We start from the raw sequence: 22,264 nt of genomic DNA on the forward strand, positions 1-22,264 counted from the left end.
GAGAGCGCGAGGTGGTGGACGCAAGCGACGATCGGCCGGATCCCGAGGCGCTGCTCGCCGCGGCTCGCGAGGAGGAGGAGCGCGGGAAGAAGGGCAAGCTCAAGATCTTCTTCGGCGCCGCGCCCGGCGTCGGCAAGACGTACGCGATGCTGGAGGCGGCGCGATCGCTCCGCGAGGAAGCGGTCGACGTCGTCGTCGGCTGGGTCGAGACGCACGGCCGCGCCGAGACGGAGGCGCTCCTCGACGAGCCCCCGCCGCTGCCGCGCCTGCCGGCGATCGAGGTCGAGCACCGCGGCAGGACGCTGCGCGATTTCGACCTCGAGGCCGCGCTGAAGCGCCGGCCGAAGCTCCTCGTCGTCGACGAGCTCGCGCACACGAACGCGCCGGGGCTCAGGCACGCGAAGCGCTGGCAGGACGTCATGGACCTGCTCGACGCGGGGAGCGACGTCCACACCACCGTCAACGTCCAGCACATCGAGAGCCTGAACGACGTGGTGGCCCAGGTGACCGGCGTCGTGGTCCGGGAGACGGTGCCCGACTCGATGATCGAGCGCGCCGACGAGATCGAGCTCATCGATCTCCCGCCGGACGACCTCCTCGAGCGGCTGCGCGAGGGCAAGGTCTACCTCTCGGAGCAGATCGAGCGCGCGGCGAGCAACTTTTTCCGCAAGGGCAACCTGATCGCCCTGCGCGAGCTCGCCCTGCGGCGCACCGCCGAGCGCGTCGACGATCAGATGCGCGGCTACATGCGCGCCCACGGGATCCAGAAGACGTGGGCCGTCGCCGAGCGGATCGTCGTCTGCGTGGGGCCGAGCCCCATGTCGGCGCGGCTCATCCGGGCGACGCGGCGGATGGCCGGCGGCCTGAAGGCGGAGTGGCACGCGGTCTACGTGCAGACGCCGGCCCAGGCGCGGCTGTCCGAGGCCGATCGCGAGCGGGTCGACCGGAACCTCGCGCTCGCCGAGCGCCTCGGCGCCACCACGGTCCAGCTCCACGGCGCGGAGGTCGCCGGGGAGGTCCTGCGGTACGCCAGGCAGCACAACGTCAGCAAGATCGTCGTCGGCAAGCCGACCCACCCCCGCTGGAAGGATTTCATCTACGGCTCGCTGCTCGACGATCTCGTGCGGCAGAGCGGCGACATTGACGTCCACGTCATCCAGGGGGTGGCGGAGGCGGCGAAGCCGGAGCCCGGGCCGCCGGAGCGGCGTGGGCTCCGGCCGCTGGCCTACGTCTGGGGCGCGTGCGCGGCGGTGATCTGCACGCTGGTCTCGTGGCTGATGCACCCGTTCTCCGACCTGGCGAACCTGATCATGGTGTACCTGCTCGGGGTCGTCTTCGTCGCGAGCCGCTTCGGCACCGGGCCCTCGGTGCTCGCGTCGGTGCTCGGCGTCGCGGCCTTCGATTTCTTCTTCGTAAGGCCGTACCTGACCTTCGCGGTCGGGGACCTCCGCTACCTCCTCACGTTCGCCATCATGCTGGGTGTGGGCCTCGTCATCGCCAGCCTCACCGCGCGCATCCGCGGCCAGGCCGAGAGCGCCAGCGAGCGCGAGCAGCGCACCGCGGCGCTCTACGCGATGAGCCGGGAGCTGGCCGTCCTGCGCGGGATCGACAAGCTCAGCCTGGCTGCCGCGCGCCATGTGCGCGAGGTCTTCGAGGCCGACGCCGTCGTCCTCCTGCCCGGCGCCGACGGCCGCCTCGCCGTCCGGGCGGGCACGGCCGAGGATCTGGTCGCGGGTGAGCAGGAGCGGGCGGTCGCGGAGTGGGCGTATGCGCGCGGCAAGGCCGCGGGCGCCGGCACCGACACCCTCCCGAGCGCGATGCACCTGCCGCTCCAGGGCTCCTCTGGGCCGATCGGCGTCCTCAGCGTCCGCCCGAGCCGACCGTGGCCGTTCCTCGACCTGAGCCGGCGCGAGCTGCTCGGCGCCTTTGCCACGCAGACGGCGCTCGCGCTGGAGCGCGCCCTGCTCGCGAGGCAGGCTCAGCGCGCCCGGCTGAAGGCGCAGGCGGAGGAGCTCCGCAACGCCCTCCTGAGCTCCGTCTCGCACGATCTGCGGACGCCGCTCGCCACCATCACAGGCGCGGCGGGGGCGCTGCTCGATGATGGCAACGACGCGGCGGCGCTCGACCCGGCCGCTCGCCGTGATCTGACGCAGACGGTGCTGGAGGAGGCGCAGCGGCTCGAGCGCCTCGTGCGCAACCTGCTGGACATGACGCGGCTCGAGTCCGGGGCGCTCGCGGTCAAGAAGGAGTGGCTGCCGCTGGAGGAGGTCGTCGGGGCTGCGCTGAACCGGGTCGAGGAGCACCTTCAACGTCGGGACGTCTCGATCGAGCTCGACCGGGCGACGGCGCTCGTCCCGATGGATGGTGTGCTGATCGAGCAGGTGCTCATCAACCTGCTCGAGAATGCGCTCAAGTACTCGCCCGCCGGCAGCCCGATCGGGTCCGGGGGTTCACCGAGGGGAACGTGGCCACGCTCGAGATCAAGGATCGCGGTCCGGGCATACCGCCCGGCGAGGAGGAGAGCATCTTCGAGAAGTTCTACCGGGGGCGCGGCCACACGCAGCGGGGCATCGGCCTCGGCCTCACGATCTGCCGTGGCATCGTGACCGCGCACGGCGGGCGGATCGCGGCGGAGAACCGGCCTCACGGGGGCGCGACCTTCCGCGTGACGCTGCCCATCGAGGGCCGCCCGCCGAACCTCGCGAGCCCGGAGCTGCCGGCGGCGGCGGGCGCTTGATAACGTGGCTGGGCGAATGTCGGACGCGTCCCCCCTCGTGCTGCTGATCGAGGACGAGCCGCAGATGCGCCGGTTCCTGCGCGCGATGCTGGCGGCCCGCGGCTACCGGCTCGTGGAGGCGGAGACGGGCAGCGACGGGATCGCCCAGGCGACGACGCGCAATCCGGATCTCGTGCTCCTCGATCTGGGGCTCCCGGACATGGACGGCCTGGAGGTGACCCGGCGGCTCCGGGAGTGGAGCGCCGTCCCCATCATCGTGCTGTCGGCCCGCGGTCAAGAGCAGGACAAGATCGACGCGCTGGACGGCGGCGCCGACGATTACCTGACCAAGCCCTTCAGCGCCGGCGAGCTCCTGGCGCGGCTGCGCGTGGCGCTGCGCCACGCCGCCAGCGCGGCGCGCGGGGCGACGGCGGAGGGCCATTGCTTCGCGATCCAGGACATCGAGGTCGATCTCGCGCGCCGGATCGTGCTGCGGGCGGGCGAGGAGATCCACCTGACCCCCATCGAGTACAAGCTGCTCACGACGCTGATACGGCACGCGGGCAAGGTCCTCACCCATCGCCAGCTCCTCGGCGAGGTGTGGGGGCCTGCCTACGCGGGGCAGGCGCACTACCTGCGCGTCTACATGGCGCAGCTCCGGCACAAGCTGGAGCGCGATCCGGCGCGCCCGCTGATCCTGATCACGGAGCCAGGCGTGGGCTACCGGCTCAAGAGCCCTTGAGTCGCCCCCAGCGTTGCATAAGTACCCCTCCCCACAAGGGAAAGGGGCAGGCGATCACACCACACAAACGCGTGGTCGTGCGCGTGGTCGTGATCGTGATCGTGCGCGTGGTCGTGATCGTGATCGTGCGCGTGCGCGTGCGCGTGCGCGTGCGCGAGACACGTGGCTATCGGCACATCCTTGTCAGCATGGCGGCGAGGCGTGACATAAGGCGCTTGCCTTGCTCGACGTCCTTGCTCCGCCTTCGGGATCTCCTCAAGCAGCTGCACGGAGAGCGCAAGGAATTCGATGGCAACGCGGTAGGCGTCGAGGTTTTCGTGGTCCAAGAGTGGACGGTCGGTGTTGGACATGCCCGTTGCGCCAACGGGAAGGTCTCGCGAGCTGCCCGCTTTCGCGCACGCGCACGACCACGCGCACGATCACGATCACGCGGGACCGGGAGTCTGTGCGGCTCACACCCCAGGTCGTTTATGCAGCGGCTTGGCGACCGAGGTTGTGGGCCATCGGCGACTCGCTCATTCTTTTTGCGGGAAGAGCGTCTATTTATGCAACCTGGTGGTCGATCCTGGCCTGTAGGGGTGGCATTGCGCGGGAGCGCGTGGCGCGTGTCGACCGGTCACCAGCGGGCACCCTGCGGGCGATTGCCATCGGACGTCGTGTGGTGCTCGTCCTGGCCGTGTGGAGGCGCTCACAGGGTAGCCAGTCCGCCGGCTAGTTGAGCGGCGGTGCGCCGCCCGGCGCTGCGCTGGGCGCCGCCTGGGCCGGCGTGCCCGCCGGTGCAGCGCCGGGCGGCGCGGCGTCGTCCGGCGCAGCAGCGGTGTCGCTGGACGACGCCGCGCGGCCACGGCCCTTGTAGAGCGACGGCGCGATCGTGTCGGCATCGTCCTCGTCCCACCGCAGGTAGGCGACGGCGCGGCGGGTCTGGTCGTAGGCGTGCACGAGCAGCGCGAACGCGCGCGCTCGCCTGTCCGCGGCCTCGGTCGGCCCGGGCCCTGCGCCGTGTTCTCTCACGCCGAGGGAGGCGAGCAGCTGCGGCCCGATCTCCCCGGCTCGCTTCACCTCTTCCTCGGTCGCCGCCGTCCTGCCCGCGATCTCGGGCCAGCTGCCGCTGAACAGCGCCGAGAGGGCGACGAGGTCGTTGGCTGTGTCGATGTGCCCCTGTCCCGCGCGGATCTCCGCGACCGCCTCCGCGTCGAGCAGGCCGCGGCGGGCGAGCGCCTCCGCGTCGCTCAGCAGGTTCTCGCGGAGCGGGACCGCCTCCGCGAGGAGCGGCTTCACCGCGCTCTCGGGGGCTCTGCTGGACAGGCACACGAGGTGCGCGTGCCACGCGGCGAGCGCGTAGGTCTCGAGCCGGTCGAGCAGCGCGAGATCGTGCTTCTGGAGCTGCTCCGCGATGGCGGGGCGCAGCGCGAGGAGGCCAGGCAGCACGCCCAGCACCTGGGAGACCGCGCGGGGGATATCGAGGTTGATGGCGACGAGCCGATCCGGGCTCAGCGCCGTTATCTCGGGGAGAGCCCTGTCGAACGCCGCCGCCGCCTGGGGCGGGGCTGCTGGCTTCCTGGGAGCGGGCTTTTTCTTGATCGGAGTCGAAGGCTTGGTCATGAGGGGAGCACCTCTCGTCGAGGTCCTTCGCCGGGCGCCAAGAGAACATGGACTGCCATGCTCCCCGACCCCCCGCGCTGGACGTGATGTGAGCGTCCGGCGCGCGCCGGACGTTCCGGGCAGGGGTAACGACGCATCGTGGGGTGTCAACGGTGCCGGCTGAATTCATGAACGAGGTGCCACCAGAGTCGTAATCTTGCGCCATGGCTTTCGCGCCTGCGTTTATCTGGAGCGAAGGCCGTGCCATCTGCGACGAAAGGCGTCGACGGCGACCGCGGCCGGTGCGCCGGAGGCAGCGGGGCTAGCCAGGGACGACCGCGGCCGGTGCGCCGGAGGCAGCGGGGCTAGCCAGGGACGACCGCGGCCGGTGCGCCGGAGGCAGCGGGGCTGCCCCAGGGAGACCGTGTCCGGTGCGCGGAGGGCAGCGGGGCTGCCCCAGGGAGACCGTGTCCGGCGCGCCGAGGGCAGCGGGGCTGCCCCAGGAAGACCGTGTCCGGTGGGCCGAGGGCAGCGGAGCTAGCCAGGGACGACCGTGTCCGGTGGGCCGAGGGCAGCGGGGCTGCCCCAGGAAGAGCGTGTCCGGTGGGCCGAGGGCAGCGGGGCTGCCCCAGGGAGACCGTGTCCGGTGCGCCGAGGGCAGCGGAGCCAGGCAGGGACGACCGCGGCCGGTGCGCCGAGGGCAGCGGAGCTAGCCAGGGACGACCGCGGCCGGTGCGTCGAGGGCAGCGGAGCTAGCCAGGGACGACCGCGGCGGACCGGGGCGCCTCCCACCGCGGGCGGCGTGCCTCCAACCCCGCGCACCGGGAGGCGCGTTTTACAAACAACCCCGGAAAGCTCCGCGCAATTTCAGAACATGAGCACCCTTCTTTTCCCCTCCGAAGGCTCCTCCCGCGACCCCACATGGAATTCCGTTCACGCTGCCGCGGTGGAAACTCTCCCCCGCGCGCTTCGGCTCCTGGGGGTCGCCGAGCCCGACATCGACGACGTCTTGCAAGAGGTCCTGCTCGCGGCGTACGAGAGCCTGGATCGGTTCGACCCCGCCTGGTCCCCGCCGGAGCGCGAGGTCGGGGCCGCCGGCGATCTGCTGCGCCGGGAGGTCCGGCGCCAGCACAGCAGCCAGCACAGCAGCCCCGAGGCCCGCTGGGTGTTCGGGATCGCGTGGCGCAAGGTCAGCCACCACCTGGATCGCGCCTACCGCCGCCGCGAGGTGCCGGACGGCCTGCGTCCGGCGTCGCGCTACCAGGCCATCGATCCCGCGCCGCTCAGCGAGGAGCGCATCGCGGAGCAAGAGCGGCTGGAGGTCGCGAGGGACGTGCTCTTGACGATCGCGCCCGAGCGGCGGGTCCTCCTGGTCCTTCACGAGGCCTACGAGGTGCCGCTCGTCGACATCGCGCGCGAGCTCGGCCTCAACTACAACACCGCCAGCAACCGGCTGCGCCTCGCCCGCGAGGACTACCGTGCCGCCGTCAAGCGGCTGCGCCCGGAGCGGCGACAGGCGCTGCGCGCCTGCTGGCTCGTGTTTCCCCTGGCGTCCGACTTCCTCGTGCGCGACGGCGGCGCGAGCGCCGCCGCACCGCCGGCCGGCGTGCCGCACGCGCCTGCCGGCCCGAGCCCGCGATCGCAGCTCGCCCGGCTCGGCCGCACCCTCGGCGCCGCCGCGGCGGGCGGCGCCGGGACCGCGGCCGTGCTGCTTGCCCTCGCCCCGTCGCGGCCCGCCTGGGCGCGCCGCTTCGAGGCGGCGCTGGCCTACGAGCTCCCCGCGACCAGCGCCGGCCTTGCAGCACCCCCGCCGCAGCCGTCGCAGCAAACCCCGGAGCCGCGGCCGGCGGCGGCGGCGGTCGACGCACCCGCGCGCCCGTGCCCGGCCGCGCCGCGGGCGGCGCCGCCGGCCGGCGCGCGGGAGGACGCCTTCGCGGAGGAGCGCCGGCTGCTCGCGGCGGCGCAAGAGCGCCTCTCCACGGGCGATCCCGCCGGGGCGCTCCGGCAGCTCGCCGCGCACGAGGCGCGGTTCCCCGCAGGCCGGCTGAAGTCGGTGCGAGAGCAGCTTCGCACGGCGGCCCAGGCGCGCCTCGCCCGTCCGGAGCGGGGCGCGTCAGCCCATCCGGCGCCGGGCGCGTCAGCAAGAGAGCCGGCGCGATGAGCCGGTCCAGGGCGAGACCGAGACCGGGGCTCGGCGCGCGACCGGCGCGGGGCTTTTGCGCCACCGGGCCGCTCCGGGGCGTGGGGCGCCCGGCGCGCACGGGGCGCTCGGCGCGCTCCGCCGTGGCGGCGGCCACCGTCCTGGTGGCGGCCGCCGTCCTGGTGGCGGCCGCCGTCCTGCTCGGCGCCGGAGACGCCCGCGCCGCGCCGGCCGCGCCGCGCGCGGCGATGCGGATCGAGGTCGTGCGGGGCCCGGGCACCGAAAGCTGCCCTGACGACGCGTTCCTGCGCGCGGAGGTGGCGCGCCGGCTCGGCGCCGACCCGTTCCAGGACGACGCGCCGCAGGTGCTCACGGTCCGCATCGCGCAGGAGGGGCCGGAGCTCACCGCCTCGCTGGCGCTGCGCGACGGCGCGGGTGATACCTGGTGGGCTGACGGGTTCGGCACCCGGAGCGGCTGCGAGGAGCTGCTCTCCGGCGTGGCCCTGGCGATCGTGGCGCGGGTCGTGAGCGCGCCGGAGCCGGCATCCCCGCCGCCCGAGCCCTCGCCGCCGTTTGCGCCCTCGCCGCCGCCCGAGTCGTCCGCGTCGCCCGAGCCCTCCTCACCGCCCGCGGCGCCGCCCCCGCAAGCGCAGCGTGCCCCGCCGGAGCCACCTCGGCCGGCCGGGCTGCCCCAGGGGTCCTCCCGGCCGGAGGCGGCGCCGGCTCCGTCGGAACGGCTGCGGCTCGAAGCGGGGCTCGGGGCGACCCTGGGCCTGGGGATCACGCCGGGGGCCGCGGCCGGGATGACGTTCTCCTTCGGTGTGCGCCGGACCGACTGGTCGATCGCGGTGGAGGGGCGCGGCCTCGTGTCCCTGGCGCAGGAGGTGGAAGCGGTGCCCGTTGGCGCCAGGGCATTCACGGCGGCTGCACTGGCCTGTCATCGCGGCCAAGCCCTGTTCGGTTGCGCGGTCGCCTCCATCGGCGTGGTCCGGTTCGTCCCTCGGGCGCCGTGGACCATCAGCTCACCCGGCCAGCCGATGCTCGGCGTCGGCCCGCGGTTCGGCGGCGCGTGGCCCTTGTCAAACAGGTGGTCCGCGCACGCTTACGCCGAAGCTGTCTGGATCGTCGCGGACGCGGTTCTTCGACGCCAGAAAGATGGAAGTGAACCGCCTTCACCCCTCACCTGGTCGTCACCCCCGGTCGGCGCTGCGCTCGGATTCGGTATCACGGCAATGTATTGAACGAGCTCGAACGACGCCGGGGGCCTTTCGCATCCAACATGACAATTTTTAGAAGGGAGCCGCAATGCGGCATGCAATCGCCTGTGTCGTCATGAATCTCCGTTGTCGGCGTGGAGCCCCGTCAGGTAGCTTCTCCGGCATGCGCCTCTTCTCCTGTTTGTTCGTGGGACTGTTCTCCTTGGTGGGCTGCTCCGGCGACGCGATCATCCACGGTCCCTGTCAGCCTCAGGAATACGGCCACCCAGGCTGCCCGTGGCCCGAGGAAGGTGGCGGAGGGGCCGGCGGCGAGGCCGGTGCAGGTGGCAGCGGCGGCGGGGGCGGGGGCGGCGGGGCCGGCGGTGGCGACGAGACCGCCTGCGCCGGCGACTGCGTCCCACCGGCGCCGCTCGGCTGGTTCGGACCGGCGCTCCTCTGGTTCGGCCCGCGGGACCAGGTACCCGCCTGCCCCGCCGCCGCGCCGAATGTCGGCTACGAGGGGTTCGCCGACCTGGCGCCCGCGCCGCTCGCCTGCGCGGCCTGCCTGTGCGACCCGCCCGACGCGGCCACCGCCTCGTGCCAGCTCCCGCTGGGCTGGTCGGCGCATGCATCTTCGGCGTGTTCCGGCGACCCCGGCAGCGTCGAGACCCCCTTCGCCGCGCCCGACGGCTGGGACGGCGCCTGCACAGCCTCGACCGCGGTCCCCGCGGGCCAGGACTGCGGCGGGCAGCCGTGTGTGCAGTCGATCTCGATCGACGCGCCGGTCGTGCTGGTCACCGCCGCCGCCGCCTGCACGCCCAGGGTCGACGAGCCCCCGCCGCCGGCGCTCCTCGATCCCTGGCAGACCCGGGCGCTCGCCTGCGTGCCCGGCGCCTACACCGAGTGCCTGGGCGACCGGAGCACCTGCATGCCTTCGCCGGACCAGCCCGGAGTCCCGCCGCCACCCGGCGGCTTCCTGACGTGCATCTTTCACGAGGGTGACGTGACGTGCGAGGCGCCCTACCTCGACCGGCACGTCTTCTACGGCGCCGCCGACGACACGCGCGGTTGCTCCGAGTGCGCCTGCGGGGAGCCGGAGGGCGCGTCGTGCATCGTCATGGCCTCCGTCTACAGCGATGGCGCGTGCGCTGAGCAGGTCGCCTCGAACCTCGTCAGCTCCATGGCGCCGTTCTGCGGGGTCACGCCGCCCGGCGTCGCCCTCGGCAGCAAGTCGGCGGAGGTCGTGGCCGTGGATCCCGGCGGCTGCGCCCCGAGCGGCGGCGAGCCGACCGGCGAGCTGCTGCCGGCCGAGCCGTCGACGTTCTGCTGCCGGGCATAGCGTTCATATGGGCATCGGCGCCCCGAGCGAGGATGTCTGTACCGTTCTTCCCACTTGCTCGAGAACCCGAAGAAGCCTGCGATACCGAGCCCAGCGAGGGCCGCGACCGCCGCGACCGCCGCGCTCGCCTCGGTGTCCGAGGGCCGGTCCCGGATGGACTGGCGCTTGCCGTCCCACGAGGCGCGTGAGCGGCGTGCCCACGGGCGAGGTCGCGTATCCCCCCAGGATCGGCGGCCGTGCCGCGCGCGCGGCGCAAAAGAGGCGAGCGTGACGAGTCCTGTGGTCGTGACCAAGTATCTGTGTGCCGCCGCCGCGATTCACGCCGTGCTCGGCTGCGCGACCGGCGTCGACCTGCTCGACGAGGGCGGATCCGCGGCGACCGCGACGCCCACCCTCGGGGTCGCAGAACAGCGGGCCAGCTCCTACGGGTGGCGGGTCATCGAGGTGATCGACTACAATTTCGACGGAAAGCAGGATGTGCTCTGGATCGACCCCGAGCGCAGCCTCATGGCCATCTGGTTCATGGACGGAGTCCAGCTGCTCGCGCCGGGCCCGATCCTTCGCGGGCCGGCCGGCAGAGGCTGGGTCGCCATAGGGCACGACTTCAACCTCGACGGCCTGGCGGACGTGATCTGGCGTCACGATGAGCGGAACCTGATAACCATCTGGCTGACGGACGGAGGCCGGCCGTTCGCGCAGGGCCCGATGCTCCCCGGGCCGCGAGGCGGAGGCTGGGTGATCCGGCCGAACGACTTCAACCGCAACGTCGCCTCGGATGTGCTCTTTCACAGCGAAGAGCAGAACCTGATGACGGTGTGGCTGCTGGATGGCGTCCAGCTGCTCGCGCCGGGGCCGTTCATCCCGGGGCCGGGCGGCGACTGGGAGATCGGCCCCGTGCCCGACGTCAACTTCGATCGCATCGCGGATGTGATCTGGAACGACGAGGTGCGCAACCTGATGACGGTGTGGCTGATGAGCAACACGGAGGTCATCGGGCGGGGGCCGGTGATCCCCGGGCCGAGCGGCGAGGGATGGGACATCCTCTGGGCGGCCGACTTCAACGCTGACGGCATGTCGGACGTGCTCTGGACCAACGAGGAGAGGGGCCTCGTCGCGATCTGGCTGATGAATGGCGTCGAGCTCCTCGACGCGGGGCCGGTGATCCCCGGGCCGATCGGCGACGGCTGGAGAGCGGTCGCCGCCGGCGACGTCAACGCCGATCTGATGTCGGATGTCGTGTGGCAACGCCTGGGGACGAGCCAGATTGCGGTGTGGTTGATGAACGGCACCCACGTCCTCTCGCCAGGGCCGGTGATCCTGGGCCCCCCCGGCGGCTGACCCGACCCGGGCGGCCCGCGGCGCGCGCCGGCGCGCTCGGGTGATCGATCCCGCGTCGATCCCGCCCCGCGGGCTGCCTGGCTGGAGCGCCAGGCGAGCGGGCGCTGCGACGAAGGGTCACCGTAGGGCTTGCACGTCCATCGTCTCGGCAAAGCCGAGCGCGATTCAGGCGTGTGTGCGGGCGAGGGCTGCGCACAAATCAGCGCAGTCCAGGAGCCCCACCACGGCCGCGGCATAGGATTTGTTCGCCCCGAACACCTCGTCTGCCGGAAATGCTCGCCGCGCCAGCTCCAGGTGGTGCTCGGAGCCCAGGCAGAGCTCCGCCTTGGGATCCTCCAGCTCGTCGAGCGTAACCGCCCGACCAACGCCATCGTGATCAGCCCGTCGGGGCCGGTTACCAGTTCCCATCGCGACGAAGGAGGAAGCGATGGCGACGAGGGTGGAGTGGGCCGAGCGGGTGGAGCGATGGGAGCGCAGCGGGCTGAGCGCCGAGAAGTTCGCGCGGCGCGAAGGGTACAAGCCGAAGCAGCTGTACTGGTGGCGCTGGAAGCTGCGAGCTGACCAGCCCTCGCCGTCGTCGTTGACCGAAGCGCCGCGCTTTCTGCCGGTCCACGTGGTGACGGACGCATCGGTCGTCGCGCCGGAGCCGATCGAGATTGCGCTGCCCAACGGGCGGGTGGTGCGGGTCCGGCCGGGCTTCGACCCGGCCACGCTCGAGCGGGTCCTGGCGCTCGCGGCCGAGGAGACGCCGTGCTGACGCTGCCGCCGTCGGTGCGCGTGTACATCGCAGCCGAGCCCACGGACCTGCGCAAGAGCTTTGATGGGCTGTCAGCCTTGGTCTCTCAGCGCTTCGGAGCCGATCCGATCTGTGGGCATCTGTTCGTGTTCAGGAATCGGCGAGGTGACCAGATGCGCGTCTTGTTCTGGGACCGCACTGGCTACATGATCGTGGCGAAGAAATTGGCCCGCGGGCGATTCCATCTCGCCCGCGACCTGCCCAAGGGGACCACCCACGTTGAGGTCGATGCGGCCGAGCTGTCGCTGATGCTCGAAGGGTTCGACCTGTCCGAGGCCGTGCGGCGCAAGCGCTGGAGGCCCAGCGTGAGAAAAATTGCTCCGTCGAAGCAAAGCTTGATGGATGCGCGGGGGATAGCTATCCCCCGCGCCACGTGACCAGTCCTCTTCAGTCCCAGGCACAACTGCCCGCCGATCTGGCGGATGTGCGGCGCAAGCTCGAGCAGCTGGCGGCCGCCGGGCAGCTTCCGGAGCTCATCGACCTGGTGCTCGGGCTGCTGGTCCAGCTACGCGACAAGAACACCGCGCTCTCGGCGAGGCTCGCGAGCGCGCTGCGCGAGCTGTACGGCCGCAAGAGCCAGCAGGTCTCGACCGAGCAGCTGATGCTGATGTTCGCCGAGCTCGGGGCGGAAGCGCCGCCGGGGGCGGCGGGCTCGGAGCCCGGCGCGGACGCTCCGCCGCAGCCGGAGCAGGGGCTGGTGCCGCAACCCCCTGAGCCGCCGAAGCCGCCGCGAGGACGGGGCGGGCGCGCGCCACTTCCCGAGCACCTGCCGCGTGAGACGCGCGTGGTGCCCGTCCCCGAGGCGGAGCGGACGTGCCCGCAGTGCGGCGCGGACAAGAAGTGCATTGGCCATCGCACGAGCGAAGTGCTCGAGTTCGTGCCGGCGCAGTTCAAGATCATCGAGGAGAAGCGGGAGAAGCTCGCCTGCCCGCGTTGCCCCGAGCAGGGCGTAACGACGGCGGACAGCGAGAAGGTGATGGACCGAGGGCGCCCAGGACCGGGGCTGCTCGCCAGCATCCTTGTCGAGAAGTTCGAGGACTCGATGCCGCTGTACCGGCAGACGCAGCAGTACGCGCGCTTCGGCGTGTCGCTGTCGCCGTCGACGCTGGGAGACTGGTCCGCGTTCGCGCTCGATGTGCTCGCTCCCGTGGCCGAGAGGCTCGGGGAGCGGGTGCTGGACTCGTTCTATCTGCGCGCCGACGACACGGGGATGCGGGTGCTGGATCGAGATCATCCGTCGGGGGTGAAGCGAGGCCATATCTGGGCCTTTGTCGGCGCGGATCTCGTCGCGTTCCTGTACGCACCGGACTGGAAGGCGAAGCATCCAGCCGCGCTGCTGCAGGGCTTCACCGGCTACTTGCAGGGCGATGGATACGCGGGCTATGGCGCGATGCTCCGCGGAGGCGACGACGGCGAGATGATCGTGCCCGAGGAGCGTCGGCTCGGCTGCGGGATGCACATCCGCGCCAAGTTCGAGAAGGCGGCCAAGGGCGGCGACGCGCGAGCGGCGGTAGCGCTCTCGTACTTCAAGGCCATCTACCGAATCGAGGCGACCTGCAAAGATGAGGCGCTGTCCACGGAGGCGCGCCTGGCGCACCGGCAGGAGCGGTCGCTCCTCGTTGTGGACGAGCTGTATCAGTGGATTCACGAGCTGCACCTGCGGCTCGTGCCAGGCACATCGCTCTACATGGCTACCCAGTATGCCATCAACCAGGAGGCAGCGTGGCGGCGCTGCTTCACGGATGGACGCTTTGAGATAGACAACGGCGAGGTCGAGCGGCAGCTAAGACGTGTAGCCCTCGGAAGAAAGAACTATCTATTCGCGGGCTCCGACAAGGGCGCTCAGCGCCTGGCCATCGGCTACACGATCTTCGGCTCGTGTCGGATGCACGGAGTCAACCCGCTCGCCTGGGCGACAGACGTCATCGGCAAGCTGCAGGCGGGCTGGCCGCGCGACCGGCTGGACGAGTTGCTGCCCGACGCATGGGCGAGATCGTCGCGTGCCGCTCCGAGCGCCGGCGACGCCGACGTGACCTGAACAACGCCAGCTTCGGCCGGCCACGCAAGCGGATGCCGCCTCGCTGGGCCTTCTTTCAGGACCGCCTGTGCCCGCTCCGAGTCGTGGGCCGACGCCGCCCCGCGCCCAGCATCGTCGACCCCAGCGAGCGCCGCAAGGGGCCGTGCCCATGGCGATGGCCGGGCGCTTACCGTCGAGCGCCCCGCGGTCCGCTGCCCACCCGTCGATCTTCGCAATATGCCGGCCGCATACGGCCTGGCAGAGCCTGCGTGCCTCGGCGGTGTTCTGGTAGAGCCATGCCTCGATGCTGCGGAAGGGAGTGAGGCGCAGCAGACGCGCAAGCGCTGCTTCGGCCGCCCGGGCGATGTCCTGGTCCGATGTCGCGAGCGCGTCCCGGTCACGCTGCCGGCGCAGTGCATGGTGGACACCGGGTTGCACGTAGGTGCTCACGAACTCGGCGAATTTCGCGACGTTCTCGCTCGATGCCCGCTCGGCCCATCGGCGATCACCATCCACATGGAAGGCGACGAACCCGATCGGATCCTCGATGAGCTTCGCGGCGATCGCCCTGCCGAGGAGGATGATCTTCTGCCGGTCGAACGGGCTCCTGCTCTTCCACAGGTTGCCGCGCATCGCGCGCTGCTCATGCTCCCCCTGAGGCTCGAACGCGATGAGGTGGGTCCGGCACGCCGGATCCACGAGCAGCACCATCTTCTTCATGAGCGCTGCGACGGTCTCGCAGCTCCCCTCAGCGCTGTCCTCCGTGAGGACCAGGATCGAGAGGCAAGCCTGCTCGCGGATCACCACAGTCCCTTCGTCCTCAGGATCTCGCTCACCTGGAGCGCTTCGGTCCGGTACGCACGGAAGAAGGCGTTGGCGTTCTCCTCGTCCATGTTGGCCCAGACCGTGCGATGCCGCCCTTCGTGGAGCTCACGGCGGCAGAGGATGAAGCATCGCCGTACATCCTCGGCGGAGGCGAAGGGGAGGAAGTCGAGCAGGAGGGGATTCTGGCTCGTCAGGAAGGATTGCCGAGCGACGAGCCGCTTGAGGCAGGCCTCGATCCAGTCGTAATGCAGGCCGTTCACCAGCTCGTCGGCGATGACGATATCCTCGCTCACCGCGAGGTAATGGAAGAACGACAGCAGCCGCTTCTGCCCGTAGCTGAGCGCGTCGTGGGTGATGACAGAGCCGTCTTCCAGGGTGAAGGTGAAGGCGAAGCCCGCATAGAACAGCTCCTCGCCAAGGTTCGTGACCTTCTTCGAGTTGAGACGTAAGGATAGGTCGGCTCCGGAGAACTGGAACAGCTCTACCACATCGCGAAGAAAGGGTAGCTCGGTGTGTGGGAGGTTAGGGGTCTTGGCATCGAGCGATGTGGGGCTGCTCTCGATAAGGTGAACCACCTCAGGAGGGACACGTGTCGACAGCTTGATGCTCGCATTCCCGTCGCTGGTCCTCAAAACTTTGAGAATGGGAAATTCGATGCAGTCGCCGGTGTCTTCCTCGAGAGATTTTCCTGTCATTTCCTCGAACGCGTTCAAGGCTTCATCGAATCTGCCGTTTCCATCCTTGTTAAGGATATCGTGCCACGCGGCGATGCGCCATCCGGGGCCGAGCTGCTCCCCTGCCTCGTGGAAGATGTCGCCAAGTGCCCATAGCAAGAAGCTCGAATGGAAGGGCGCAGATACGGGAATCGCCATGTCGGGAACGAGGGTGTTGCCGGCGTAGCATTCAGCTCCCACGGGGGTCATTATGACGCGGTACTCTGGCATGTGCTGATGGAAGCGGACCCGGGCTTCGTATGACCAGCCCTGGCCTGCGCCGTCACCGGAGCCTTCTCGCTGTCGGCCCCGAGTCGGGCGCGCCTCCGGCATGGATTCTTCTGAAAGATCATTTCGAACCGAGACAGCAAGGCTCAGCCCTACCGATTCGATTTCGTACTCCAGCGCGAAATTCTCTCCCTCCAGCGCTTCGAAGTTCGAGGCCAACGCCATCGCGATGAGCCTCAGCAGCGTCGTCTTCCCCGTTCCATTCTGGCCGAGGAGCACGTTGAACGTGTCGTTGAAGACGAGCTCCGTCCCCGGCTCCACGCCCCTGAACCTCTCGATCCGCAGCCGTTTCAGTCTTGCCATGCCTCTCGTTCGGGTGTACCGCGTGCGTGCGCACCCAGGCAAGCTCGGCATGAAGGCGGGCATTCTCCGGAGCGGCGCGCGACCGCCGGCACGATCGCCCCGCGGCCCCTGGTCCCGCGGGCGCCGGTTGATCCCGGCGCGCTTCTCGGGTGCGATTGGCGCCCCGCGATGCGACAGATCCTCCACATCGACATGGACGCGTTCTTCGCGTCGGTCGAGCAGCGCGACGATCCCTCGTTGCGAGGCCGCCCCGTCCTGGTCGGCGGCGCCTCCCGGCGGGGCGTCGTCGCGGCCGCGTCGTACGAGGCGCGCGCCTCGGGCGCCCGCTCGGCGATGCCGATGGTCGAGGCGCTCCGCCGCTGCCCGCAGGCGATCGTGGTTCCGGTGCGGCACGCCCGCTACGCCGAGGTGAGCGCGCAGGTCTTCGGGATCTTCCGCCGCTTCACGCCGCTCGTGGAGGGGCTGTCGCTCGACGAGGCGTTCCTCGACGTGACCGCGAGCCGCGCGCTCTTCGGCGACGGCGAGGCGATCGCGGCGCAGATCAAGCGCGCGATCCGCGACGAGACCGCGCTCACGGCCTCCGCCGGCGTCGCGACCTGCAAGTTCGCCGCGAAGATCGCGAGCGATCTGCGAAAGCCCGACGGCCTCGTCGTGGTCCCCGACGACGTCGCCGCCTTCCTCGCGCCGCTGCCGCTCGAGCGCATGTGGGGCGTGGGCCCGCGCGCGGCCGAGCGGCTGCGCGCGGCGGGGCTCGCGACCATCGGCGATCTCGCGCGCTGCCCCGCGCCGCGCCTCCACGAGCTGCTCGGCCCCGCGTGGGGCGAGCACGTGCGGCTGCTCGCCGCGGGCGTCGACGAGCGCGCGGTCGTCCCGGGCCGCGCGGCGGAGTCGATCGGCGCGGAGGAGACCGTGGAGGAGGACCTCCGCGGCAGGGAGCCGATCGAGCGCTGGCTGCTCGATCTGTCGGGCCGCGTGGCGCGGCGCCTGCTCAAGGCGGGCCTGTCCTGCCGCGCGGTGGTGGTGAAGCTCAAGTACTCGGACTTCACGCTGCGGACGCGCCAGACGACGCTGTCCGAGCCGGTCAGCGACACGGACTCGATCTACACCTGCGCGAAGGGGCTGCTCTCGCGCTTCGATCTCTCGCGACCCGTGCGGCTCGTCGGCGTCGCCGCGAGCGACCTGACGAGCGAGACAGGCGGCCCGACGCTGAGCCTGTTCCCTGTCGCCTCCGAGCGCCGCCGCCGCCTCGAGGGCGTCGTGGCGGAGGTGGCCGAGCGCTTCGGCGGGAAGGGGCTCACCCGCGCGGCGCTGCTGGAGCCCCCGCCCTCGGGCCGCGCGGCGCCGCGCGTGGTCCCGGCCGAGCGCGAGAAGAAGAAATAGACAGTCTCGAGCTCGTGTAGAGTGGGACGATGGCTCGGATCGTCGATTCCAGGTGTCCGCGCTGCGGCGCCCCGCTGCCCATCCAGCCGGCGATGGATGCAGTCACCTGCCAGTACTGCGGCGCGCGGTCGCTCATCGATCGCGGCAGAAAGCCGACCACCGCGCCGATCCCGCAGGGCATGCACGTCGTCCGGGTCGCCCCGCCGTCCAGCAACGCGGCGGGGGTCGTCGTGATGTCGGTCGTCATGGCCATGGTCGTGGCCGGCGGGGCCGCCGGCGCCTTCATGTTCAGCGGGTCGGGGCCGTCCAAGGGCCGGTCGTCGCCGCTCCTCGGCATCGGGCCGAAGACGTACTTCAGCGATCGGCCGATGCTCGCCGACGTGAACGGCGACGGTGCGCCGGACGTGATCGGCAAGAGCAACGTCCCCGCCGGCGAGGAGTGGATCGCGGCCTACGACGGGCGCGACGGCAAGCCGATCTGGAGGACGGCGGCGCTCACCAAGGACGCGGCCAACCACGAGGCGCGGCGCGCGATCGTCTCCGGCCGCCTGATCGCGATCGACGCGCTCGGCAAGGCGCAGGCCTATGACCTGCGCACCGGGACGCCGTCGTGGTCGGCGCTGCTCGGCGAGAAGGCGAGGCGGCTGTGCCAGGGCGACGGCGTCATCGTCGTCGAGACGGTGGACGACGCGAAGCACGGGCTCGATCCGGCGACCGGGCAGCGGCGCGAGCTCGCGAAGAACGCGGCCTGCAAGGCGGTTCCGAGCTCGATCCAGGAAGAGGCGCCCGGTTATCGGTTCGCCCGCTGGCACGAGTTCGACGAGCTCGGGCTGCCCGGGTCGAACGAGGTCGAGGGCATGTCGGTGAGCGCCGCGATCATCCCGAGCGGGCCCGGGCCGCGGTTCCTGCTCGGCGCCCGGAGCAAGGGCAGCCGGGTCGGCATGGTGGCCGCGGTGGACAAGAAGAAGGTCCTCTGGACGACGGTGGTGCCCGGCGTCGACCCGCTGACGACGAAGGCCACGGGGGTGGAGGTGGGGGCCTATGAAGGCGGGTTCCTGGCCGTCCCTTATGACATGAAGGATCTCAGGGAAGGCACGCGCCTCGCCTGCTTCGAGGCCGCCACCGGCAAGCGGCTGTGGGACGTGCAGGTCCACAAGAAGTCGCAGACCTCGGCCGGGATCGCGATCTCGGCGAACGACGTCTTCTTCGCCAGCTGGACGGCGCTCTACGTGTTCTCGCTGAAGACGGGGCAGCTCAGGTACATGATCGGGACCGAGTTCTAGGCGTCCGGCGCGCCCGCGGCAGCGCGGGCCCAAGGGCTCCCCGTCATGTCGTCCGTCCAGCAGAACCCCTGGCGCATCTGCGTCTACCACGGCGTTCAGTCGCTGATGTTCCCGGCGGCCATCTTCCCGCTGTTCTGGACGCAGGACATCGGCATGAGCGTGGCCACCATGATGGCCGTGCAGGGCGCGTTCAGCCTGAGCATCGCGCTCTTCGAGTTCCCGTCGGGCTACATCGCCGATCGCCTGGGCCACCGCCGCGCGCTCGTGATCGCCTCCTTTTGCATCCTCGCCGGCTGGGTCCTCTACGCGCTCGCGCGCGGGCTCTGGTCGGTGCTGCTCGCCGAGCTCGTGCTCGGCGTCGGGTTCTCGCTCGTCTCGGGGGCGGACTCCGCGCTCCTCTTCGACTCGCTGCGAGAGCAGGGCAAAGAGCACGAGTTCGCCCGCTGGTACGGCCGCATGCGCTCGATCGCGCAGGTCGCCTCGGGGAGCGCCGCGCTCGCCGCGGGCTTCCTTTACGCGCGCTGGTCGCGCCTGCCGTTCGCGATGGAGGCCGCGGCCTGGGCGCTCGCGGCGGGGATCGCCCTCCGGTTCGGCGAGACCCGGCGCGCCGAGCCGAAGGTCGAGGACCACCTGGGCCGCATGCGCGCGATCGTGCGCGACGCGCTGTTCGAGCGCGCCGACTTCCGCGCGGTGCTGCTGCTCGGCGTCGCGCTCGCGCTCGCGTCGTACCTGCCGACGTGGCTCATGGCGCTGTACGCGACCGAGGCCGGCGCCCCGGTCGCGTGGGTAGGCCCCATGTGGGCCGTCGCGAGCTTCACCACCGCGCTCGGCTCGATGCTGAGCGAGCGCGCCGGCCGCCGCCTCGGCATGACGGGGACGCTGCTCGCGTGCGTCGTCCTGGTGGCGGCCGGGTACCTCGGCCTCGCGCTCTCGCGCCACGTGCTCGGGGTCGCGTTCTATTTCCTGCTCGCGCTCGTGCGCGGGCTGCACATGCCGCTGCTCCACCACGAGGAGCAGCGCCTCGCGCCCGACGGCGATCGCGCGAGCTGCGTCTCGCTCCGCAGCTTCCTCTTCCGCCTCGCCTTCGTGCTGCTCGGGCCCGTCGTGGGGATGGGCGTCGATCGCTACGGGCACCGCCCCGTGCTGTGGGCCTCGGGCGCGCTCCTCGTCGCGCTGACGAGCGCGGCGTTCGGCCTGTTCGTCGCGCGCGCGGCGCGGCGTGATGAGGCGCGGGCGCCGCGGTGCTAGGGCGCCTGTCATGAAGAAGATCGCGAGAGAGGAAGAGGTGGGCCGGCTCGTCGAGCTGGTCGGCGCCGGGTCCTGGGACGTCATCCACGGGGTCCTGGAGCGGCAGTTCGCCGTCCTTCACAACCGCGCCCAGGTGCTCATCGGTCTGTGCGGCATCGTCATCACCACGACCGGCTTCTCCGGCCGCCTCATCGCCGGCACCAGCCCCCACGCGCAGGGGCTGATCATCGCCGGCGTGGCGATCGTCCTGCTCTCCGCGACCCTGATCGTCTGGGGTGTGCAGCACATCCGCTGGCTCACCCAGCAACCGGGCGACGACCTGCGCGGCTGGCTCTTCGCCTCGCTCGCCTACCGCGATCGCAAGACGACGATCTACCGTGTCGCCATCGCGTTCCTGCTGGTCGGCCTCTCGTTTTATGTGATCGCCATTGCCATGATGCTACTCCACCCCACCGCGGCCCCGTCGTCGGGCGGGCGCTGAGCCCTGCGCCCCGATGACCGATGGGGCCTCGCCACGGGCGCCGCGCGCCGCCGTCGCCTCGACATCGCACCACGGCCGAGCTGCCAGGGACGCTCAGCCGTTGGCGCCGGCGGGCGCCCGCGCTCCGGAAGCGACTTCGCAGGTGGCATGATGTGGCCTCTTCACGCGCATTGGGGCCGGCGTCGGTGATCGCGAAATGCGCTGAACTGTAACGACGGATCCGCACGTCCGTGTTGTTGAGAAGTTGCTCTGTCCAGGATAGTCTCGTCCCGTGCTGTTTGGCTCGGAGGAGCTCGGGCGCGGTCGGAGCCGCTGAAGGCGAACGGCGGCATTGGCCGCGGGGCCTCGCGGGATGGATCTAGGAGGGGCTAGGATGAGAACAGTTCGTTCTGCGGCGGGGTTTGGGTTGTTGGTTTTCGCGTTCGCCGTCATGGGTTGCACGGACAACCCCGCGAGCCAGGACGGTACGGGCGGGGGCTTCCCCTTCCCGCCGAGCACATCGTCGGGCCTCACGGGCGGCGCGACCAGCAGCTCGAGCGGCGGAGCGACCACAGGTGAGGGCGGCGCAGGTGGTGGTGCCGGCGGCGGTGTGGGTGGAGGCGTCGTTGATCCGGGCGATGGCTGCCCTGGCTGCGCGCGGCTCTCCGTGCCGCTCACGAGGGCGATGCAGGCCACGCAGTTCATGATCTTCTTCCACGAGAAGGTCGACCTGACCGGCGCGACCGTCACCTTCCGCGTGAGGACCCGCGCCGGCACGAGCGGCGGTCTGCAGCCGTTCGTGCAGAACGGGGGCGATCTCGGCTATGCGAACATCGGCTATTCGTGGAACGCGCTTGCCCAGCTGGGAGAGTGGACGGATATCAAGATCGATGTCGACGAGCTGGCTCCGGCGAATTCATTCTTCAACCCCACTGTGGTGGAGATGATCGGGGTTCAGATCACGGGGGGCAACACGGGGCCCTGGGCCAATCCGACCGTCGTCGATGTCGACTACGTCACGGTCACGAGACCCGGCACAGGCGAAGGGGCTCCGAGCAGCCAGCGCTTCTTCTTTGGCTCTAGCGGGGAGCGCGGCGAAGGAGGCGCCGGGGGCGAAGGCGGCGCCGGGGGGATGAGCGGCGCCGGAGGCGCTGGCGGAACCAGCGGCGATGGCGGCGCGGGCGGCACCAGCGGCGAAGGCGGCGCGGGGGGTATGAGCGGCGCCGGAGGCGCGGGTGGGGTGGCCGGGGCCGGAGGCGCGGGCGGCGAAGGCGGCGAAGGCGGCGAAGGCGGCGGCAGCGTGAGCAGCAGCAGCAGCGCGAGCAGCAGCAGCGCGAGCAGCAGCAGCGCGAGCGGCGGAGGCGGCGGAGGCGGCGGAGGCGGTGAAGGCGGCGGAGGCGGTGAAGGCGGCGGAGGCGGCGAAGGCGGCGGCTCCAGCGTCGATGTCATTCATGTGAAGGGTCCGTACGAGTTCACGACGAGCGAGGAGCCGATGGTGGTCAACGACTACCAGCCCGTGGAAGGCTCGACGGTGACCCACGTCGCCCAGTGACCCCTGGCTATCCTGTGGCGCCCGCTCGTCAGGGAGGTCCACGAGACGTGTTGAAGCATCGAGCTGCACCGATCTGACGACGATTCCGGACGCGACGGCGAGGGGCTCGGCAACCTCGACGAGCCGAGCGCGCTGCCGCGTCCGGAGGTGCCTTGAATGAACGAGGTGCGCTGTCGGCGGCGTCGTCGCGGTGACGACGGTCGCTGAGGAAGCGATTGGCATGAGAGAACGCTGATCTGCGCTCTCGAGATGCCGCGCTGTGCTCGGGCTCGACTCCGCAGGTGGTCTCATGTGGCTGCCGCGCCTCGCTTTGCTCGACTCCGCAGGTGGTCTCATGTGGCTGCCGC

At 71.1% G+C, this 22,264-nt stretch carries 16 protein-coding genes and 1 pseudogene; 14 read left to right on the top strand and 3 right to left on the bottom strand.

Features of this window, described 5'->3' with window-relative positions:
- Positions 1-11 precede the first annotated feature (11 nt).
- Together WMF44_RS07365 and WMF44_RS07370 are read left to right on the top strand one after the other, a co-directional pair.
- Positions 12-2,737, top strand: a pseudogene (locus tag WMF44_RS07365) (DUF4118 domain-containing protein).
- A 16-nt stretch (positions 2,738-2,753) separates the two neighbouring features.
- Complete coding sequence (locus WMF44_RS07370) at positions 2,754-3,458, top strand: response regulator (RefSeq protein WP_437298416.1); 705 nt, start codon at positions 2,754-2,756, stop codon at positions 3,456-3,458.
- Here the strand turns inward: WMF44_RS07370 and WMF44_RS07375 are convergent.
- Together WMF44_RS07375 and WMF44_RS07380 are read right to left on the bottom strand one after the other, a co-directional pair.
- The gene (locus WMF44_RS07375) at positions 3,437-3,808 is read right to left on the bottom strand and encodes a hypothetical protein (RefSeq protein WP_437298417.1); all 372 of its coding nucleotides are present in this window, start codon (positions 3,806-3,808) and stop codon (positions 3,437-3,439) included. The two genes, WMF44_RS07370 and WMF44_RS07375, sit on opposite strands and share 22 nt — an antisense overlap.
- A 361-nt stretch (positions 3,809-4,169) precedes the next feature.
- Entirely contained in the window at positions 4,170-5,060 is an 891-nt protein-coding gene (locus WMF44_RS07380; RefSeq protein WP_437298418.1) for a hypothetical protein, read from the bottom strand.
- A 925-nt stretch (positions 5,061-5,985) separates the two neighbouring features.
- Between WMF44_RS07380 and WMF44_RS07385 the strand changes: the two genes are divergently transcribed.
- From WMF44_RS07385 to tnpC, 7 genes are all read left to right on the top strand, one after another.
- Entirely contained in the window at positions 5,986-7,200 is a 1,215-nt protein-coding gene (locus WMF44_RS07385) for an RNA polymerase sigma factor (RefSeq protein ID WP_437298419.1), read from the top strand.
- 80 nt (positions 7,201-7,280) lie between these two features.
- Positions 7,281-8,420: a hypothetical protein gene (locus WMF44_RS07390; protein WP_437298420.1), complete on the top strand. Its 1,140-nt coding sequence runs from the start codon at positions 7,281-7,283 to the stop codon at positions 8,418-8,420.
- Between the two features lie 139 nt (positions 8,421-8,559).
- Positions 8,560-9,714 carry a hypothetical protein gene (locus WMF44_RS07395; RefSeq protein WP_437298421.1) on the top strand — a complete coding sequence of 385 codons (1,155 nt, stop codon included), beginning with the start codon at positions 8,560-8,562 and terminating at the stop codon, positions 9,712-9,714.
- 267 nt (positions 9,715-9,981) lie between these two features.
- Positions 9,982-11,052 carry an FG-GAP repeat domain-containing protein gene (locus WMF44_RS07400; protein ID WP_437298422.1) on the top strand — a complete coding sequence of 357 codons (1,071 nt, stop codon included), beginning with the start codon at positions 9,982-9,984 and terminating at the stop codon, positions 11,050-11,052.
- Between the two features lie 427 nt (positions 11,053-11,479).
- Entirely contained in the window at positions 11,480-11,809 is a 330-nt protein-coding gene (gene tnpA, locus WMF44_RS07405; protein ID WP_437294489.1) for an IS66 family insertion sequence element accessory protein TnpA, read from the top strand.
- Positions 11,803-12,225: an IS66 family insertion sequence element accessory protein TnpB gene (tnpB, locus tag WMF44_RS07410; RefSeq protein WP_437294488.1), complete on the top strand. Its 423-nt coding sequence runs from the start codon at positions 11,803-11,805 to the stop codon at positions 12,223-12,225. The genes tnpA and tnpB overlap by 7 nt, the downstream gene beginning before the upstream one ends.
- Positions 12,222-13,886 (top strand): IS66 family transposase, encoded by a 1,665-nt coding sequence (gene tnpC / locus WMF44_RS07415; RefSeq protein ID WP_437294487.1) that lies wholly within the window; start codon positions 12,222-12,224, stop codon positions 13,884-13,886. The genes tnpB and tnpC overlap by 4 nt, the downstream gene beginning before the upstream one ends.
- A 779-nt stretch (positions 13,887-14,665) precedes the next feature.
- On the opposite strand, the gene WMF44_RS07420 is transcribed toward tnpC, so the two are convergent.
- The gene (locus WMF44_RS07420; protein WP_437298423.1) at positions 14,666-15,994 is read right to left on the bottom strand and encodes an AAA family ATPase; all 1,329 of its coding nucleotides are present in this window, start codon (positions 15,992-15,994) and stop codon (positions 14,666-14,668) included.
- Positions 15,995-16,162: 168 nt separating this feature from the next.
- On the opposite strand from WMF44_RS07420, the gene WMF44_RS07425 reads away from it, so the two are divergent.
- The 5 genes from WMF44_RS07425 (at position 16,163) to WMF44_RS07445 (ending at position 21,917) form a co-directional block, all read left to right on the top strand.
- Positions 16,163-17,374: a DNA polymerase IV gene (locus tag WMF44_RS07425; protein WP_437298424.1), complete on the top strand. Its 1,212-nt coding sequence runs from the start codon at positions 16,163-16,165 to the stop codon at positions 17,372-17,374.
- Positions 17,375-17,403: 29 nt separating this feature from the next.
- Complete coding sequence (locus WMF44_RS07430; protein ID WP_437298425.1) at positions 17,404-18,657, top strand: outer membrane protein assembly factor BamB family protein; 1,254 nt, start codon at positions 17,404-17,406, stop codon at positions 18,655-18,657.
- 45 nt (positions 18,658-18,702) lie between these two features.
- Positions 18,703-19,905, top strand: coding sequence for an MFS transporter (locus WMF44_RS07435; protein ID WP_437298426.1), 1,203 nt, complete (start codon positions 18,703-18,705; stop codon positions 19,903-19,905).
- Positions 19,906-19,915: 10 nt separating this feature from the next.
- Positions 19,916-20,386 carry a hypothetical protein gene (locus WMF44_RS07440; RefSeq protein ID WP_437298427.1) on the top strand — a complete coding sequence of 157 codons (471 nt, stop codon included), beginning with the start codon at positions 19,916-19,918 and terminating at the stop codon, positions 20,384-20,386.
- 373 nt (positions 20,387-20,759) lie between these two features.
- Positions 20,760-21,917 carry a hypothetical protein gene (locus tag WMF44_RS07445; RefSeq protein WP_437298428.1) on the top strand — a complete coding sequence of 386 codons (1,158 nt, stop codon included), beginning with the start codon at positions 20,760-20,762 and terminating at the stop codon, positions 21,915-21,917.
- The last annotated feature ends 347 nt before the right edge of the window (positions 21,918-22,264 follow it).

The sequence above is a fragment of the Sorangium sp. So ce426 genome, assembly GCF_051475585.1.
Taxonomy (GTDB): domain Bacteria; phylum Myxococcota_A; class Polyangia; order Polyangiales; family Polyangiaceae; genus Sorangium; species Sorangium cellulosum_B.